Source organism: Prevotella sp. E15-22 (assembly GCF_023204875.1).
Taxonomy (GTDB): Bacteria; Bacteroidota; Bacteroidia; order Bacteroidales; family Bacteroidaceae; genus Prevotella.
The window spans coordinates 2,712,015-2,729,047 of sequence record NZ_CP096247.1 but is presented as its reverse complement, the minus strand read 5'-3'; the positions used below and the strand labels follow the sequence as shown (position 1 = coordinate 2,729,047).

Sequence of the window (17,033 nt, the reverse complement as noted above, 5' to 3'; positions counted from 1 at the left end):
AAGAAATACAATATATGAAAACAATATCAAGATATATAATGACGCTCGCACTGCTACTCACGGCAGTCACGGGCGCGTGGGCAATCACGGACCCCAACTCCGTCTATTGGGACAAACAAACCTGGTCCGGATGGGAAGAAAACGTAACCACACACACCGTGGGCGACATCACCATCACCGCCACTGGCTCGGGCAAAGTGTATCAAAGTACGACTAGCGGCGAGCCGCTGGCCCTGCAGGCTGGCAACAACGACGCCATCACCTTCACCAGCAATGGCAAGCCCTTCGCCAGCATCGCAATCATAACTGACGACGAACTCAATGTTGCTGGCTGGACTTACAACAGCTCGACAGAGTCATACGAGTGGAGCGGTGGGCCCACCACCAGCGTCACGCTGAGCGGTTGCGACATCAAGGCCGATGTGATTACATTCACCTTCGGCACCGCCGAAGCCCCCATCACCGTCGAGTGGAACGCCTCGACCAAGACCGGCTCCTTCGAGATGCCCGCCTACGACGTGGAGATAGCTCCCATCTACGCCCCTGTGGCTCAGTGGGCCAAAGTCGAGAATGTGGATCAGCTGCCGACAGCCATTGAGGGCATCTTCGCCGGAACTACCGACGCCATCGTCAAGGCCGGTACCGTAGCCATGATGGGCAAGACCGAGAACCCGCAGGGCATCGTGATGTACGCCGTGACGAGCACCAACCAGGCCACGGCTCCCGAGCTCAGCGCCTTCAGTGCCACCGTGCCCACAGCCGAGAACATTGCTGATGAGGGTGCAGACGTCCTGATATGGTACTACATCCAGGGTGCCAACACTCCCGACGGCCAGGAGGCCACTGCCGAGAACACTTTCAACGACTCGGAGATCTGCGCTGAGCCCATCAAGGTCACCGTACTCCCCAACAAGTTCGACATCACCTTCAACGCCGCCAACGCCAACACCATCGAGGCCGGCAAGGCTACCGTGAAAGTGGGTGATGCCGCCGCCACCGTCACCGAGGGCAAGCTCGAGGGCGTGAAGATGGGAACGAAAGTCACCATCAACGCTAAGCAGGGCTACAAGTTCCGCAAGGTGGAGGCGAAGAAGGGAGCGGCGACTCCTTCGCTCAACATCACCAACCCCGAAGTGGGACAGGTCATCGGCAGCGACGGCAAGAACTACGCCTACGCCAGCCTACCCACGGGCGTGACCGCCGTGGCCAAGATTTGCTACGTCAGCGGCAGCAACGGCCTGGCACTGGCGCTGACCGATGAGGGCCAGATGAACTACAGCACGGCCCAGACAACCTGCGCCGCCCACACGCCGGCCTTCACCGGCGGCACGTGGAAGCTGGCCAGCGAGGACGAGTGGAACAGCATGATTTCCGCTGCCGGCAGCTACTCCTCCCTGCGCAAAGGCTTCAGCAGCGTCGGCGGAACGAATATGCAGCGGGAACTCTACTGGTCGTCTACGGAGTACAGTTCCGACCGCATGTGCGTCTACGACTTCAGCGACGGCAATTGGTACGACGACCGTAGGGACCGCGAACGCTACGTTCGCGCCTGCCTCGCGTTCTAACCCCTCTCGCGCGTATATAATATAAAAGGTATAAACAACATAAAGAAATACAATATATGAAAACAATATCAAGATATCTAATGACGCTCGCACTGCTCATCACGGCAGTCGGCGGAGCATGGGCCGAAGAGGTGACCGTCACGTTTACTCAGGCTGACCTCAATGGCTATAGCACTGTTGCCAAGGACGGCGTTACCCTTACGCCAGGCAACGACAGGGTCCATAACTATGATAACTTGTATAACGACGGCAGCACCACCTTCTCTGTTGATAAAGGCAAGTTCACGAAGATTGAAATCGTCAATTGCACCTATGGAGACATTAGTGGTTGGCAAAAGATACAGACCGGTAGCTATCAGCCATATCCAGATATAGATCCTGACTGTTGGGAAGGCATTTATACGCTGACATGGACTGGCGAGGCAGAAAGCGTCGCCTTCACGGCTAGTGTTTACGGTATCCAAAGCATCGTCTTCACCATCGATAAACCCGACGTCGACGTGACCCTCAACGAGGCTAAGACCGAGGCATCGTTCGAGATGCAGACCTTCGACGTGGACGTGGACTACGAGCTGGTACGCGACATGGCTATCAGCATGACCACCAAGGTGGGCGACGGCAACGACGGCTACCGCATCCGACTGAAGAAGAGCGAGCAGAATCCCGGTAAGTTTGAGCCTGCCGATACTGACGTTGCAGGTATGATCGCTATGATTAAGGTGCACGACGCCATTGAGAACCAGGACCTCATGTTCCTCAACCTCGGCGGGTCCGTTGACTGCACCGTCAGCATCTATGCCATCGATGACAATGACCAGCCCGTAGGCAACCCCGTCGCCTTCCAGGACCTCGTGCCCGGACGCTACATTGCCAAGGCTACTGCTGCCACTGGCTCTACCTACGATGGCGAGACCGCCAATTCTAACATCTTCGTGCTCTTCCAGGGATATCCTGTTGAGGTGCCTGCCGGCGAGTTCGCCACCTTCTATAAGGATGAACCGCTCTATGCTGATCCTATTTCTTCTGCCGATGCCGAGCTCTACACTATCAGTAGCATCAACAACGACAAGGCTGTGCTGAGCAGTGCCATCGAGACCGCTCCAAGCAACACGCCGCTGCTGGTCTATAACAACAGTGACGAGGCCAAGACCTTCCTGCTGATTCCTGCCGATGCCGAGCCTAACCTGTCTCTCGACGTCTATGACGGCTTCATCGGCACGCTGACTGCCACCACCATCGCCGCCAGCGATGAGGATCAGACCAACTACGCCTTCAATGGCAAGGCCTTCGTCTATGTGAAGTATGCCATCCCCGTGGCTGCCAACAAGGCATGGCTGAACATCAGCAACTTGAATGCACGTGTTATCAACATCGTCTTCGACGAGACCACGGGCATAACAAATGCTGATCGTACGAAGTCAACGGATGATAGCTGGTACACCATCGATGGCCGCAAGGTTAATGCTCCTACGAAGAAGGGTGTTTACATCCTGAATGGACAAAAGGTGGTTGTTAAGTGAGAATGAAATGAGTTTTTTGAAGGAAAACAATAAGCAACAATGGGTAAGAATTATATCCAACAATGAGAAAAAATAATATCTAATAATGGGAAAGAATAATATTTATTTCTAATTCTTGGGATTAATTATTTCTTATTGTTTCAAATTGTTTTCCAGAAAAAACAAAGAATTCGTTTCCAAGCAGAAAAACAAAATTTAAAGAAACTATGAATATGAAACAAAAGATATTTTCACTGCTCGCGCTACTCACGATTGTGGTGAGTATGAGCGCCATGCAGATTTTCGTCAAGACGCTGACGGGCAAGACCATCACACTCGACGTGGAACCTTCGAACACTATCTTGCAGGTGAAGGGACTGATCAATAATAAGGAAGGTATGCCTGTGGCCGACCAAAGACTTATCTTTGCCGGCAAAGAGCTGGATAACGAAAAAACTCTGGCCGACTACAACATCCAGAAAGAGTCGACACTCCACCTGGTAATGAAAATAACCAGTGGATTCAATCTCAGCGTGAACGATAATGCTCACGGTACTGTAACTTTCAAGGTGGACGATAATGCCGTAACGACTGCCGACGAAGGCGACTTGGTGACAATGACCATCACGCCCAACGAGAACTGGGTTGTGGGTAAAGTTACGGGCGAGTGGATTGCCACTCAGGCACGCGCACCACAACGCCGCACTTCAGGCCTTGGTCTGCTACAGGATGTTGACCTGACCTTTGTTTCTGAGGATGCCGTGACTCGCGCCCAGACCTACACCTTCGAGATGCAGCGCGCCAAGGCCGAGTTTGCAGTGAAGTACAAGAAGATGCTGACCCACGAGGACATCACCATCACGGTGGACGATGCTGTTTACACAGGTCATGCTCTGAATCCTGATGTCGAGGTGAAGGACGGCGAGACCGTTCTGGTGAAAGACAAGGACTATACTGTGACCTTCTTGGGCAACACCGATGCCGGCACTGGCACCGCCACCTTCAAGGGCATCGGCGATAACTATGCTGGCGAGAAGAAGGTAGAGTTTAAGGTGATCAAGGCCGAGGGTCTGGTGCTGTTCTATCCTTCTGAGGTCGAGAAGACCTATGGCGATGCTAACTTCACACTGAAACCCAACACCCGTGGCGACGGCGTGCTGACGTTCGCGTCGGACAAGCCCGAGATTGCTGCTGTTGATGCTGCCACTGGCGAGGTGACCATCAAGAGCGCTGGCAAGGTGACCATTCGTGCCACTATGACCGAGGGCGATAACTACTTTGGCGATACCGACTGGTGCGAGCTGATCATCGCACCCAAGGCGCTGGCCGATGGCATGTTTACCCAGATTTCTTCGCCCGTCTATACGGGTGAGCCTCTCGTGCCCAATGTGGTGATGAAGGATGGCGAGACCCTGATGAAGATGGGCACCGACTATACCCTGGACTTTGAGGACAACGTGAATGCTGGCACTGCTAAGGTGACTGCCACTGGCGTGGGCAACTATCAGGGCACGGCCACGACGACGTTTACCATTGCTCAGGCTGCACTGACGGCTGTTACACTGGAGGCCACCAACTTTGTTTACAACCAGCAGGAGCACGAGGCTAAGGTGACCAGCGTGAAGGCTGGCAACCTGGATGTGCCTGAGGATAGCTACGAGGTAACGGGCAACAAGGCCACGAATGTGGGCACCTATACCGTCACCGTCACTGGTAAGGGCAACTTCAAGGGTACGGCACAGGCACAGTGGAGCATCGTTCCTGATGCTGAGGCTGTGTTCGCACTGACACTCGATCCCACTGAGTTTGTGTACGACGGCACTGAGAAGAAGCCTGCTGTCACTGTGAAGGATGGCGACGCTGTGCTGGTTGAGGGCACCGACTATACCCTGGCTTATGCCAACAACGTGAACGCTGGCACGGCTACCGTGACGGCCACTGGTAAGGGCAACTATAACTGCACCAAGACTGTGGAGTTTTCCATCAAGAAGGCCGACGTCACCATGACGGCGCCTACGGTGAAGTTAGGCTTGATCTACACGGCTCAGGCTCAGACACTGGTTGCTGCCGGCACTGTGCAGGGCGGCGAGATGCAGTATGCACTTGACGGCGAGAACTTTGCTACGGCTCTGCCTCAGGGCACCGATGCCAAGGACTATACCGTATCTTATAAGGTGGTGGGCGACCAGAACCACAACGATGTGGAGGCTCAGACCATCGATGTGACCATTATTCCGGCCACACTGACGGCTGCCACTCTGGTGGAGACTAACCTGGTGTACAACCAGTTGGAGCAGGTGGCTCAGGTGGCCAGCGTAAGTGCAGGCACGCTTACTGTTCCTGAGGGCAGCTACGAGGTGACTGGCAACAAGGCCACGAACGTGGGCAACTACACGGCTATCATCACTGGTAAGGGCAACTTCAAGGGCAGCGTAACGGCTCAGTTCAGCATCGTGGCCGACCAGTCGGTATTGTTCGACCTGACGCTGAATCCTACGGAGTATGTGTACGACGGCACGGAGAAGAGGCCTGAGGTTATTGTGAAGGATGGCGAGACCGTATTGGTTGAGAATACCGACTACACCCTGGCTTATGCCAACAACGTGAACGCTGGTACGGCCACTGTGACCGCTACTGGTAAGGGCAACTACGTGGGCACCAAGACGGCTGAGTTTACCATTAAGAAGGCCGACGTCACCATGACGGCGCCTACGGTGAAGTTGGGCTTGATCTACACGGCTCAGGCTCAGACCCTGATTGCTGCCGGCTCGGCAGAGGGCGGCGAGATGCAGTATGCACTCGACGATGTGAACTATTCGACCACGCTGCCTCAGGGCACTGATGCCAAGGAGTATAGCGTTTACTTCAAGGTGGTGGGCGATCAGAACCACAACGACGTGGAGGCTCAGATCCTGAAGGTGACCATCGCCCAGGCTGAGATTACTGCTGCCACATTGGTGGAGACTAGTCTGGTGTACAACCAGCAGGAGCAGACGGTACAGGTGGCCAGCGTGATGGCCGGCAACCTGGTGGTGCCTGCCGACGGTTACGAGGTAACGGGCAACAAGGCTACGAACGTGGGCTTCTATACGGCTACCATCACTGGTAAGGGCAACTTCAAGGGTGAGGTGACGGCTCAGTATGGCATCGTTCCTGATGCTGAGGCTGTGTTCGCACTGACCCTCGATCCCGCTGAGTTTGTGTACGACGGCACTGAGAAGAAGCCTGCTGTCACTGTGAAGGTGGGCGAGACGGTGCTCGTGGAAGATACTGACTATACACTCGCCTTCGAGAACAACGTGAACGCTGGTACGGCTAAGGTGACTGCTACTGGTAAGGGCAACTACGTGGGCACCAAGACGGCTGAGTTTACCATCAAGAAGGCCGACGTCACCATGACGGCGCCTACGGTGAAGTTAGGCTTGATCTACACGGCTCAGGCTCAGACCCTGATTGCTGCCGGCTCGGCAGAGGGCGGCGAGATGCAGTATGCACTCGACGATGTGAACTATTCGACCACGCTGCCTCAGGGCACTGATGCCAAGGAGTATAGCGTTTACTTCAAGGTGATGGGCGATCAGAACCACAACGATGTGGAGGCTCAGATCCTGAAGGTGACCATCGCCCAGGCTGAGATTACTGCCTTCGAGTTGGCTGCCACTAAGTTCGTTTACAACCAGCAGGAGCAGACGGCTCAGGTGGTAAGCGTGAGCGCTGGCACACTGGTTGTTCCTGAGGAAGGCTATGAGGTAAGTGGCAACAAGGCTACTGAGGTGGGCACCTATACCGTCACCGTGACTGGTAAGGGCAACTTCAAGGGTGAGCTGAAGGCTCAGTTCACCATCGTGGCCGACAAGACTGCACTCGACGCTGCCATCACGGATGCTGCTGACTACTATGAGAGCATCAAGGCCGACTATGCCGACGTTGCTGCCACACTGCTCGAGGTGATCAATGCCGCCAAGGGTGTGCAGGCCGATGAGGCTGCCACACAGAAGGCCGTAGACGATGCTGTCGAGGCACTGAAGAAGGCTGTTCAGGATGCAAAGGATGCTGTTGAGGTGATCACGGGCATTAACAGTGCCAAGGTTGACGCCAACAGCGTATGGTACGACATGAAGGGCCGCAAACTGGAAGGCAAACCCACGAAGAAGGGTGTCTATGTGGTCAACGGTCGTAAGGTTGTAATTAAGTAGAATCCCTGGTACCAAGGGGTTGGTACTCACAGTACCAACCCCTCTGGTATTTTCAGTACCAACCCCTCTGGTACTCTCAGTACCAAGCCTTGGTACTGTCAGTACCAAACCTCGGTAGCCTGGCTACCAAGCTTTGGTAGCGTGCCTACCAAAGGTCGGTAGTGTGGATACCAAAAGGCGGTAGCCTGAATACCAAACGTTGGTAATCAGGCTACCGCTTCTTTGTAACAAAACAATAGTTGTTCAGACGATGCTTAAACCTCTGAGAAATCTATGGCGTCTTTGTAGTGCTCAAACGCCAGATCCTCTTTCTTATAACCATAGCTGTCAAAGAGGTTCAGAATCCATTGCTGCTGTTCGGGCGTGAGCAGTTTATCGCCGCTGTTGTAGCGGTAGAAGGTGCCGTGTCCGCCCAAATAATCCTTTATCTGGTCGCGCAGCGGTGTGTAGTCTTTCTGTTTTACTTCGCTAAACAATGACTTAAAACCATAGGCACCGTTGATTACGCGAATCTCCTTGTAAAGTTTGCACTGGCTGCCCTTCTTGGCCGTGGGATACACAGCATTGCCCCACACCACATCGTCGGGTATGGTCAGTCCTGTCTGGAATCGCAGGCAGTTGTCACGTTTCTCACAATTCTCGTTGAAACAATGATGCCAAGAAAGTGGCGCATCGTCGTAATTTAGTATTAATCCGTTTTTGGTCTTCATATCGACTGCAAAGGTACGAATTTTTCTTTGAATACGCAATTATTTTACCACTGTTTTACGACCATTAATAATATAAAGGCCTGGCTTCAGCTGTTTGTTGGCCACGCGACGGCCGCTGAGGTCGTAGATGCGGGTGGGGGCAGGGCTGTTCGACTTGGTGACATCGGTGATGCCAGTGGTGTCGAAGCTCATGGCCTGGATGTTGATGGTGCCCACCACGAAGTCGGCATTGCGGGCGGCATCGGCATAGAAGGCGATGACGTAGTAGCCCGACTTGGTGATGTCGAACTCGAACGACTGGAGGGTGACGCCTGTAAACTTGTTGGCCACGTTGTTGCCAATGTTGACGTTGGGCGTATAGGTGGTTGAGGCTGTTTCCTCACCCTCGGCTGTTTCGATGGCCACGGTGATGGGCGAGAACGAGGGGCGGTTCCAGTTGCACACCTTATACCTTATTATATAATGGCCGGCATGCAGATAGAGAGAGGAGCGACCTTCGCTGGTGCCAAACTTGGCCCATGCAGCTTTCTCCTTGCCAGTGGCGTTTTGGACGAGCAGGCCATACTGGAAGGCACGTGTGCTGTTTGTGAAACGCAGAAGTCGGGGGCCGCTGGTGGCTGGCAGTCCGCCACCAATGCGCTTGGTGGAGCCATCGCTGGCATACCAGTCTTGTGGCACGGAACCCTCGGTCTTGAAGCGCTGCACCAGCGAGTAGGAGGTCTGTGTGAGGACGTTGTTCACCAGGCAAGAGGAACTGCCAGTACGGCCCTTGCTGTCGGTCACCTCGGCAATGAGGTTGTGCTTGCCACTCTTGGGCTGAATGACTGATGCCTGATAGGGAGCGGCCGTCAGTGAGTCGAGGAACGTCTTGCCATCGTAGAAGGTCACCTTCTTGACGGTGGCGCTCCTAGCCTTGGCCGTGGCAGCGATGCTGATGTCAGGGAATGTGGCTTTGTCCTTGGGTGCCATGCAGAGGTTGGTGGTTTCGCCGGCAGGCTGGGTGAAGTGCGCGTTGGGCTGGTTCAGCGTGAAGCGCTTGCAGAAGTTCCAGATGAGGTGGCGGTTCAGGTCCATGGGCCAGTGGCCGCCATTATTATAAGAATAGAGCCACACCTCGCCACCATTGGGGCCGCCCGTCCATTTCTCCAGGTCGCCGTCGTACCAGGAGCTGCTGATGGGCTTATAGCCTGTGGTCTTTGAGTAGCTGGTATGCTTGTCGTGCTTGGCATAGTTCTCGATATAGGCGTGGATGCCATATTTCTCGTAGCCAAACACATCGTCGCCGTAGGCAATACATTCCAGCAGGTTGACGGGCTTTGAGCAGTTGTTCCAGGGCGACTCAGAGAACTGGATGCCGCTGGTGGGGGCAAAGGCTGCAATCTTGTTCTGCATGTTGGCAATGCAATGGTGAATGAGCATGGAACCCATGGAGAAGCCCGACCAGTAGACACGGTCCTTGTTGATCTCATAGCGTGTGTACATCTCGTCGATGGTCTTGCTCACAAAGAGCTGGTCGCCCGTGCCGCCAGTGTCCCAAGTGCTGCCGTTGCTGCGCAGATAGGCAATGACAAACTTGGCCGTGTCGATCATCTCGTACATCTTGTCGGAGCCATACTGGTATTCCGGGTCCTGGTTCATGCCGTGCGTCACAATGAAGAGAGGTGAGTTGGCGGGCAGACTGTTGGGGGTGAATACCACCATGTTTCTACTCTTGCCGTTGACGGTAATGTCTATGGACTGTTTCTTGTAGGCGCTGACGTGCAACGCAGTTAGGATAACGATAAGTGATAGTAATAATCGTTTCATTGGTAAAAAATAATTTTTTATGGATGAATAACTTGCTTGCTCGCAAAGAGCGAGCGCAAAGGTACGAAAAAAAATTGACTGACCAAAGAAAATGGAAGAGATTATCAACGAAAGACTGTAATTGTAACAGGATTGTAATATCAACGTAATGGGGACGTAACAAGATTGTGATACCTTTGCAGCAAAAATACAAAGGAATGGAATTGATTATTAACATTTTCTCGCTTGTTGGTTCTCTGGCGTTGTTCCTCTTTGGAATGAAGACAATGTCGGAAGGACTTGAAAAGTTTGCAGGCGACCGCCTGCGTAGCATTCTGGCGGCTATGACCAAGAACCGCGTGATGGGTGTGCTGACGGGTATCCTGATTACGGCACTCATCCAGTCGTCGAGTGCCACAACCGTGATGGTTGTAAGTTTTGTGAATGCAGGGTTGATGACGCTGGCACAGTCTATTGGCGTCATCATGGGTGCAAACATCGGAACAACAGTTACAGCATGGATTATATCAGCTGTTGGCTTTAAGGTGAACATCGCTGCCTTTGCTATCCCCTTGTTGGCTATCGGTATGCCATTGATATTCAGTGGCAAGGGTAACCGCAAGAGCATTGGCGAATTCATCTTCGGCTTCTCGTTCCTGTTCATGGGACTTTCATTTCTGCAAGATGCAGCCACAGAGATGAACATCGGCGATATGGTGGCTGGCATGCTGGCGCACGTGCCGCAGGATTCGTTCTTCACCATCATATTGTTTGTGATCGTGGGTGCTTTGGTGACTATGATTGTACAAGCTTCAGCAGCTACGATGGCTATTACTTTGATGCTATTTGGTATGAATATTCCCGGCTTTGGATTTGAACAGGCTGCCGCCTTGGCAATGGGGCAGAATATCGGTACAACCATTACGGCATTTATGGCTTCGCTCACCGCTAACACACAGGCACGCCGTGCCGCACTGGCCCACATGTTCTTCAATGTCTTTGGTGTCGTGGTGTTCCTTATCGTATTCTATCCTGCCTGTAACGCCGTCAGTTGGTTTGTTGATAGCGTGATGGGCGGCGGAAACGATCTCTATAAACTTTCAACCTTCCACACAGCCTTTAATATCATTAATACTCTGTTGCTCATTGGCTTTGTTCATCAGATAGAGTTACTTGTGTGTCGCGTACTGCCGATGAAGGAACAGGACGAGGATTATCGTCTGAAGTTCATTTCTGGTGGTCTGCTCTCTACAGCAGAACTCAGCATTATGGAGGCTCAGAAGGAGATTCAGAATTTTGCCGAACGCTGTCACAGAATGTTTGGTTTTGTTACAGATCTGATGCAGACGGAGGATGAAGTGGTATTCAATAAAACTTTTTCTCGCATTGAGAAATACGAGAATATCACCGATTCGATGGAGATGGAGATAGCGGCCTACCTGAACAAGGTGAGTGAGGGTAGATTGTCGGATGCCTCGAAAGCGCAGATACAAAAGATGTTGCGCCAGATATCCGAACTGGAGAGTATCGGCGACTCGGTGTATAACCTCGGTCGCACTCTGAATCGCCATCGCCTGAATTGTCACGATGATTTTACCGACACCCAACTGCAACATATGCAGACGATGTTGGGGCTTGTAGATGGGGCTCTCACTGAAATGCAGAAGCGTATTGCAGCACCCATTTCCCGTCCGACCACCTCGTACAACATCGAAAACGAGATTAATAACTATCGTACGCAGCTGAAAAATCAGAACCTGCACGATGTTAACTCAGGGCTCTATAGTTATCAGCTCGGCGTTTTCTACGTAGATTTCATCTCGGAATGTGAGAAACTGGGCGACTATGTAATAAACGTTGTTCAGGCAGGAAAAGGACTGAATAACGACTTTGAAGACAGACCTTACAATGGGCAAGGCTAAAACCTTGCGAGTGTAAACCTGATGGTGAGCCCTCCGCCTGGAGTAAGTTGTGCTGTTGTTGTTCCGCCGTGAACAGCAACAGCATTTTTAACGATGGCGAGGCCGAGGCCTGTGCCGCCGAGTTTCCTGCTGCGCCCTTTGTCGATACGGTAGAAACGCTCAAAAAGGTGTTCCAGATGTTTTGGTTCTACGCCTGGGCCGTCGTCGCTCACTTGGAACTCATAGAAATGGCGCCCTTCGTGCTCCACCTCGTTGCAGATGATTGCGATGCGCGAGGCTCCTGTGGCGTAGGCGATAGCGTTGTCAATCAGATTGCGGAAGATACTGTAGATGAGGCTTGCGTCGCCCTGCACTTCCACATGGTTGGGCATCTGTATGGATGGCGTGATGTGCTTTTCGTTCAGTTGCAGCGATGTGTCTTCGAGCACATTCTGTACGATGGCACCGACGTTAACTTGCAGATATGCGCTTCGGCTGTCTGTACGACTGTCGTCCATCTCGTCGAGCTTGGTGAGTGCACTCATGTCAAGCAGTAGTTTGGTCATGCGTTCACTCTGGGCATAGCAGCGTTCCAGAAAGTGTTTTTTCTTGTCTTCGGGCATGTCGGGATGATCCAGAATGCTCTCCAGATAACCGTGAATGCTGGCGGCAGGCGTCTTCAGTTCATGGGCAGCATTCTGAGTGAGTTGGCGCTTGATGCGTACCTTTTCTTCCTCAGAATGACGGAGTTTCCAATAAAGCATAATGATGGTATGACTGATGTCGCCTAATTCGTCGTCAGGCAAACGTCGCTCCAGTTCGTGGTCAAGCTGTTGGCCCTCTTCGGCTTTCATGGCAAACTCTCGCAGATAGCCGATATGGCGACTGATGCGATGGGTGATGTAATAGAGGGCTACACCCAGCAGCAGCGTCAGCACAATGGCATAATACATATAGGTGCTGTCGGCCTGTAACGAGCGTGTCAGCTCGGCAGAGTAGGGCACAGCAGTACGCACGATGACATTGCCGAAGCGGGTAGCAGAGTAAAAGTAGGTTTCGTGGGTGGATTGCGACAGGCGCTTGATGTCGTAGCCGTTGCCATGATGCAATGCCTGCTGTATCTCTGTTCGCTGAAGATGGTTGCCCAGCGAATCCACCTGGGTCTCGTAGCTATCCAGGATTACCAGTCCGTCCTTATCTATGATTGACACACGAAGTCCTTCCATGCTATGCCGTTCTACATAGTCGCGAAACAAACGATTATTAGTTAGACTGTCTTCACCAAGTGTCTGTACCATTTCATAGTTGTACATCTGAAGACGTGAGTGAAGAATGTCAATCTTGTACTCCTTCTCACGCTGGTATTGATACACACTAAAGCAAACAGCAAAGAGCAGGAAAACACCACCGATACTGAACAGCAGATTGCGCTGAAAGGATTTACTTTTCGCCTCCGGCGCAAAATGCTCACGCTCGGCAGAGCTCAAACGAGTTTGGTTCTGCTCTCGCTTAATCTCATCTTTCAAAGCAGTAGCCATAACCTACACGTGTTTTTATTTGTTTGCCATAACGGCCTATCTTCTTACGCAGTCTTGTGATGTTCACGTCTACCGTGCGGTCAAGAACCAGCACATCCTGTGGCCAACAATACTTCAATAAGTCTTCCCGAGAAAACACCTTGTTAGGATGTTGGAGAAAGAAAGATAATAATTCAAATTCCAGCTTAGTGAAATCCAGTTCCTTCCCGTCACATACAACGGTCTTGGCATTCAGATTAATCGTAATTCCTTCGTAAGTCATCGTATTATCTGCAGCAGCAGGAACGGTTTGCTGCAATTGAGTACGTCTGAGCACAGCCTTCACCCTGGCTTTCACTTCCTTCATACTCAGTGGCTTAGCGATATAGTCGTCAGCACCGATATTGAGTCCTTTTACCAGATTGTCCTCACTGTCCAGTGCCGTAATGAAGATAATGGGAATCTGTGTCGTAGCGGGATCGTTCTTTAGTCTGCGCGCCATCTGGAACCCCGACATTTCTCCCATCATAACATCTAGCAGAATAAGCGAATAATCTTGTAGGGGTAGTTCCAGAGCCTCCTCTGCTGAATTGGCTGTAACCACCTCAAAACCTTCATTCTCGAGGTTATATTGCAGTATTTCACAGATATCCTGCTCATCATCTACAACAAGTATCTTCATAATTCTTCTGAATTTCAAGACGCAAAGTTATATACTTTTTCCGAAAAATAGAAAGGATTTATATTACAATGTTATTAAATCTCAACATCGTAGGTGTTTTAACATGATAATTATTGGATTTTTCTCTAATTATGCAAATTCATAATTGCTTCTAAGCATTTTCTAAAAAATAATGGCTAACTTTGCAGGCAGAATGAAACAGAAGCGCAGTTTTATTTGGCTTTGGATAGCACTATTAGCTGTATGCTTGACAGTCTTGCAGAACTGGCAAGAACAAAAAACTGTGTATTCGCAAAGCTTGCCAGAGCGTGCTGAGTCATCGGTCATAACTCCTCAGCAACATCACCATCATGAAGCCACGCTGACTGATGCCTCACAGCTCTATCGTGTCTGCAGTTCACGCCCTCAGCGCATCCTGCCCTCACAAGGCTCTAAAACAGAAAGAACCATCACGCCGCTCGGTAGCTTTGCCCTGCGGCAACATATTGTCAAACAGCTTAATTTCTTTTACGACAGCAGGTGCCGCCAGGAGACGGCTCCATTCTGCATGTCGGCCTCGTGCGACTACTATGTCATCGCACTGAGGCACATCATTCGTTGACGTAGTTGTCTGATTTCACAAGGACACACAAAATCAATTCACTTTATTAATTTATAATTTGTAACAACTATGTCAAGTATCAAACACTTGGAGATGGCTGCTGCCCTTTCCGCATATACGCATATCGAGATTAAGAAATCATTGTTTTCAACCAAGGCCATCTATACGCCTACTCAGAGCCAGGTTAAGGCCTACATACTGGAATATAGCCCCTCTGAGGGAGAGCGTTTGGAGCGCCTGCTGGAGATGCCCTTTGACAAGATGGCTGTTGACATCGTGCAGAAGGGCAAACCCGTGGTTGGAGTTAACGGCAACTTCCGCCTGGAACTCTGTCTGAGCGACGATCATCAGTTCTGTGGCCTTCAGTTGTTCCGCTTTGGCGATTTCAAATACAATCCCGTCTTTGAACCTCGTTTCTATGAAGGCAAGCATGTGCAAATCATTGCACAACTGATTTAGTTTGTGACATACACACAGGATTCAGCAAGTGGGGGCTATCGCTTCAGCGACCCCACTTTGCTGGTTTTTGTAAAATGTAACACAAATGTAATACTTAAAAAAACGTAAATAGATAACCAAAATTTGTTCAGATGGAAAAGAAAAAGGAGTTAGATTTCTCTAACTCCCTTTAGGCGCTTCAGGATGGGCTTGAACCAACGACCCCCTGATTAACAGTCAGGTGCTCTAACCAACTGAGCTACTGAAGCAGTGTGCGTGTCATTTCTGATTTGCGGGTGCAAAGGTACGGCGAAAAATTGAATTACGCAAACTTTTTCGAGAAAAATTTTAGAAAAAAGTGATTTTTTTATAAAAAGTAGGGAAAAAGGATGTGTTTTTGGGGAGAATACGCTAAATTTGCAGTCAAAATAACGAATGGCCGCCAATTTGCGGTGTTTACTAACAAAGACGTATATGAACAGACGTATAAAAACAATATTGATGATGGTGGCCATGCTACCCATGACCCTTTCGGCCCAAGAGAACCACCAGTTGGAGGTAGGCAAGAACCTGGATATCTTCAACTCGCTATACAGTAATCTCGACCTCTTTTATGTGGATACGCTGAACCCCAAGCAGACGATGACGGCAGCCATCAACGGCATGCTGCGCTCGCTGGACCCCTATACCGAGTATTTCCCTGAGGAGGAGACGAAGAACCTGCAGATGATGCTCACGGGTAAGTATGCAGGCATAGGCGCATTAATAAAGTATCACACACGCCTGAAGCATGCCGTGATCGACGAGCCCTATGAGGGCATGCCTGCTGCCGAGGTGGGACTGCACAAGGGCGACATCATCCTGAGCATCGACGATACGACGATGACCGACAAGAACGTGAGCTATGTGAGCTCGCACCTGCGTGGCGATGCCGGCACCAGTTTTGTGCTGAAGGTGAAACGCCCCTCGACAGGCAAGGAAATGAAGTTCAAGATTACGCGCCGCAATATCCAGTTGCCCGTGCTGCCCTACTACGGTATGCGCCCAGGCAACATTGGCTATATCAACCTGAATCAGTTTACTGAGGGATGCGCCAAAGAGGTGCGCCGCGCCTTTATCGACCTGAAGAACCAAGGTGCCAAGGCCCTGATCTTCGACCTGCGCAGCAATGGCGGCGGCAGCGAGATGGAGGCCGTGGATATTGTGAACCTGTGGGTGCCGCAGGAGCAGACGGTGGTAGAGAACAAGGGTAAGGTGCGTCAGGCCAACCGTGTGTATAAGACCCGACTGGAGCCTGTGGACACCGTGATGCCCATGGTGGTGCTGGTGAACGGCGAGACCGCCTCGGCCTCGGAGATTACCAGTGGCGCCCTGCAGGACCTGGATCGTGCAGTTATCTTAGGTACGCGCACGTATGGCAAGGGCTTGGTGCAGGTGCCTATGGACCTGCCCTATAACACGAACGTGAAGATCACTACGGCCCACTATTATATTCCCAGTGGGCGCTGCATCCAGGCTATCAACTATAAGCGCAATGGCAAAGAACGCATTGCCGACTCGCTGACCACGGTGTTTCACACCCGTGGCGGACGTGAGGTGCGCGACGGCGGCGGCATCATGCCCGATGTGGAGGTGAAGAGTGATACGATGCCTAATATCGCCTACTATCTGTCGGCCAGTGGCGTCGACTCGACTGAGGTGATGTTCGACTATGTGGTGGACTATCTGGACCATCATCCCACGATTGCGCCAGCCAAGGACTTCCACCTGACTGAGGCCGACTGGCAGGCGTTCCGTCAGCGTGTCATCGACAGTGGGTTTACTTACGACCCCGTGTCGCAGAAGCAGTTTGACGAGCTGGTGAAGACAGCGAAGTTTGAGGGCTACTATGACGACGCCAAGGAGGCTTTCGACGCACTGGAGAAGAAACTGAAACATAATGTGGCCAGCGACCTGGACAAGCATCGCAAGACCATTCAGCAGGTGCTGGAGTTGGACATCATCGCTGCCTACTACTATCAGAAGGGTTCGCTGGAGGCTGGACTGAACTACGACGGTCAGCTCAGAGAGGCCGAGCGCATACTCAACGACCCTGCTGAATACCAGCGCATTCTTCAACCCGTAAAGCAAAAGAAGTAA

The 17,033-nt window shown here is 51.7% G+C and carries 11 protein-coding genes and 1 tRNA gene; 7 read left to right on the top strand and 5 right to left on the bottom strand.

Annotation, left to right across the window (positions count from 1 at the left end; translation table 11 throughout):
- Window positions 1–38: 38 nt before the first annotated feature.
- From M1D30_RS11140 to M1D30_RS11130, 3 genes are all read left to right on the top strand, one after another.
- On the top strand, window positions 39–1,565 hold the full coding sequence (locus M1D30_RS11140) for a DUF1566 domain-containing protein (protein WP_248503974.1): 1,527 nt from the start codon (window positions 39–41) through the stop codon (window positions 1,563–1,565).
- Between the two features lie 56 nt (window positions 1,566–1,621).
- A complete protein-coding gene (locus M1D30_RS11135; protein ID WP_248503972.1) occupies window positions 1,622–3,085 on the top strand; it encodes a hypothetical protein in 1,464 nt (487 codons plus the stop codon).
- A gap of 206 nt (window positions 3,086–3,291) precedes the next feature.
- Complete coding sequence (locus tag M1D30_RS11130; protein WP_248503970.1) at window positions 3,292–7,260, top strand: ubiquitin-like protein; 3,969 nt, start codon at window positions 3,292–3,294, stop codon at window positions 7,258–7,260.
- Window positions 7,261–7,514: 254 nt separating this feature from the next.
- On the opposite strand, the gene M1D30_RS11125 is transcribed toward M1D30_RS11130, so the two are convergent.
- Both M1D30_RS11125 and M1D30_RS11120 read right to left on the bottom strand, forming a co-directional pair.
- Window positions 7,515–7,970 carry a DUF6078 family protein gene (locus M1D30_RS11125; protein WP_248503968.1) on the bottom strand — a complete coding sequence of 152 codons (456 nt, stop codon included), beginning with the start codon at window positions 7,968–7,970 and terminating at the stop codon, window positions 7,515–7,517.
- 39 nt (window positions 7,971–8,009) lie between these two features.
- On the bottom strand, window positions 8,010–9,776 hold the full coding sequence (locus tag M1D30_RS11120; protein WP_248503967.1) for an Ig-like domain-containing protein: 1,767 nt from the start codon (window positions 9,774–9,776) through the stop codon (window positions 8,010–8,012).
- Between the two features lie 197 nt (window positions 9,777–9,973).
- Between M1D30_RS11120 and M1D30_RS11115 the strand changes: the two genes are divergently transcribed.
- Window positions 9,974–11,677, top strand: coding sequence for a Na/Pi cotransporter family protein (locus M1D30_RS11115; protein WP_248503965.1), 1,704 nt, complete (start codon window positions 9,974–9,976; stop codon window positions 11,675–11,677).
- On the opposite strand, the gene M1D30_RS11110 is transcribed toward M1D30_RS11115, so the two are convergent.
- Together M1D30_RS11110 and M1D30_RS11105 are read right to left on the bottom strand one after the other, a co-directional pair.
- A complete protein-coding gene (locus tag M1D30_RS11110) occupies window positions 11,674–13,194 on the bottom strand; it encodes a cell wall metabolism sensor histidine kinase WalK (RefSeq protein WP_248503964.1) in 1,521 nt (506 codons plus the stop codon). The two genes, M1D30_RS11115 and M1D30_RS11110, sit on opposite strands and share 4 nt — an antisense overlap.
- Window positions 13,172–13,855: a response regulator gene (locus tag M1D30_RS11105; RefSeq protein WP_248503963.1), complete on the bottom strand. Its 684-nt coding sequence runs from the start codon at window positions 13,853–13,855 to the stop codon at window positions 13,172–13,174. The genes M1D30_RS11110 and M1D30_RS11105 overlap by 23 nt, the downstream gene beginning before the upstream one ends.
- Before the next feature lie 172 nt (window positions 13,856–14,027).
- Here M1D30_RS11105 and M1D30_RS11100 point away from each other — a divergent pair, with 172 nt between their 5' ends.
- Window positions 14,028–14,456 carry a hypothetical protein gene (locus tag M1D30_RS11100; RefSeq protein WP_248503962.1) on the top strand — a complete coding sequence of 143 codons (429 nt, stop codon included), beginning with the start codon at window positions 14,028–14,030 and terminating at the stop codon, window positions 14,454–14,456.
- 69 nt (window positions 14,457–14,525) lie between these two features.
- Window positions 14,526–14,915 (top strand): hypothetical protein, encoded by a 390-nt coding sequence (locus M1D30_RS11095; protein ID WP_248503960.1) that lies wholly within the window; start codon window positions 14,526–14,528, stop codon window positions 14,913–14,915.
- Between the two features lie 174 nt (window positions 14,916–15,089).
- Here the strand turns inward: M1D30_RS11095 and M1D30_RS11090 are convergent.
- Window positions 15,090–15,163, bottom strand: a tRNA-Asn gene (locus M1D30_RS11090).
- Window positions 15,164–15,368: 205 nt separating this feature from the next.
- Between M1D30_RS11090 and M1D30_RS11085 the strand changes: the two genes are divergently transcribed.
- Window positions 15,369–17,033, top strand: coding sequence for a S41 family peptidase (locus M1D30_RS11085; RefSeq protein WP_248503958.1), 1,665 nt, complete (start codon window positions 15,369–15,371; stop codon window positions 17,031–17,033).

Bases quoted from the DNA above. Each gene is read 5' to 3' on its own strand.
- M1D30_RS11140 (WP_248503974.1), top strand. From the start codon at position 39: ATGACGCTCGCACTGCTACTCACGGCAGTCACGGGCGCGTGGGCAATC.
- M1D30_RS11135 (WP_248503972.1), top strand. From the start codon at position 1,622: ATGAAAACAATATCAAGATATCTAATGACGCTCGCACTGCTCATCACG.
- M1D30_RS11130 (WP_248503970.1), top strand. From the start codon at position 3,292: ATGAATATGAAACAAAAGATATTTTCACTGCTCGCGCTACTCACGATT.
- M1D30_RS11125 (WP_248503968.1), bottom strand. From the start codon at position 7,970: ATGAAGACCAAAAACGGATTAATACTAAATTACGACGATGCGCCACTT.
- M1D30_RS11120 (WP_248503967.1), bottom strand. From the start codon at position 9,776: ATGAAACGATTATTACTATCACTTATCGTTATCCTAACTGCGTTGCAC.
- M1D30_RS11115 (WP_248503965.1), top strand. From the start codon at position 9,974: ATGGAATTGATTATTAACATTTTCTCGCTTGTTGGTTCTCTGGCGTTG.
- M1D30_RS11110 (WP_248503964.1), bottom strand. From the start codon at position 13,194: ATGGCTACTGCTTTGAAAGATGAGATTAAGCGAGAGCAGAACCAAACT.
- M1D30_RS11105 (WP_248503963.1), bottom strand. From the start codon at position 13,855: ATGAAGATACTTGTTGTAGATGATGAGCAGGATATCTGTGAAATACTG.
- M1D30_RS11100 (WP_248503962.1), top strand. From the start codon at position 14,028: ATGGCTAACTTTGCAGGCAGAATGAAACAGAAGCGCAGTTTTATTTGG.
- M1D30_RS11095 (WP_248503960.1), top strand. From the start codon at position 14,526: ATGTCAAGTATCAAACACTTGGAGATGGCTGCTGCCCTTTCCGCATAT.
- M1D30_RS11085 (WP_248503958.1), top strand. From the start codon at position 15,369: ATGAACAGACGTATAAAAACAATATTGATGATGGTGGCCATGCTACCC.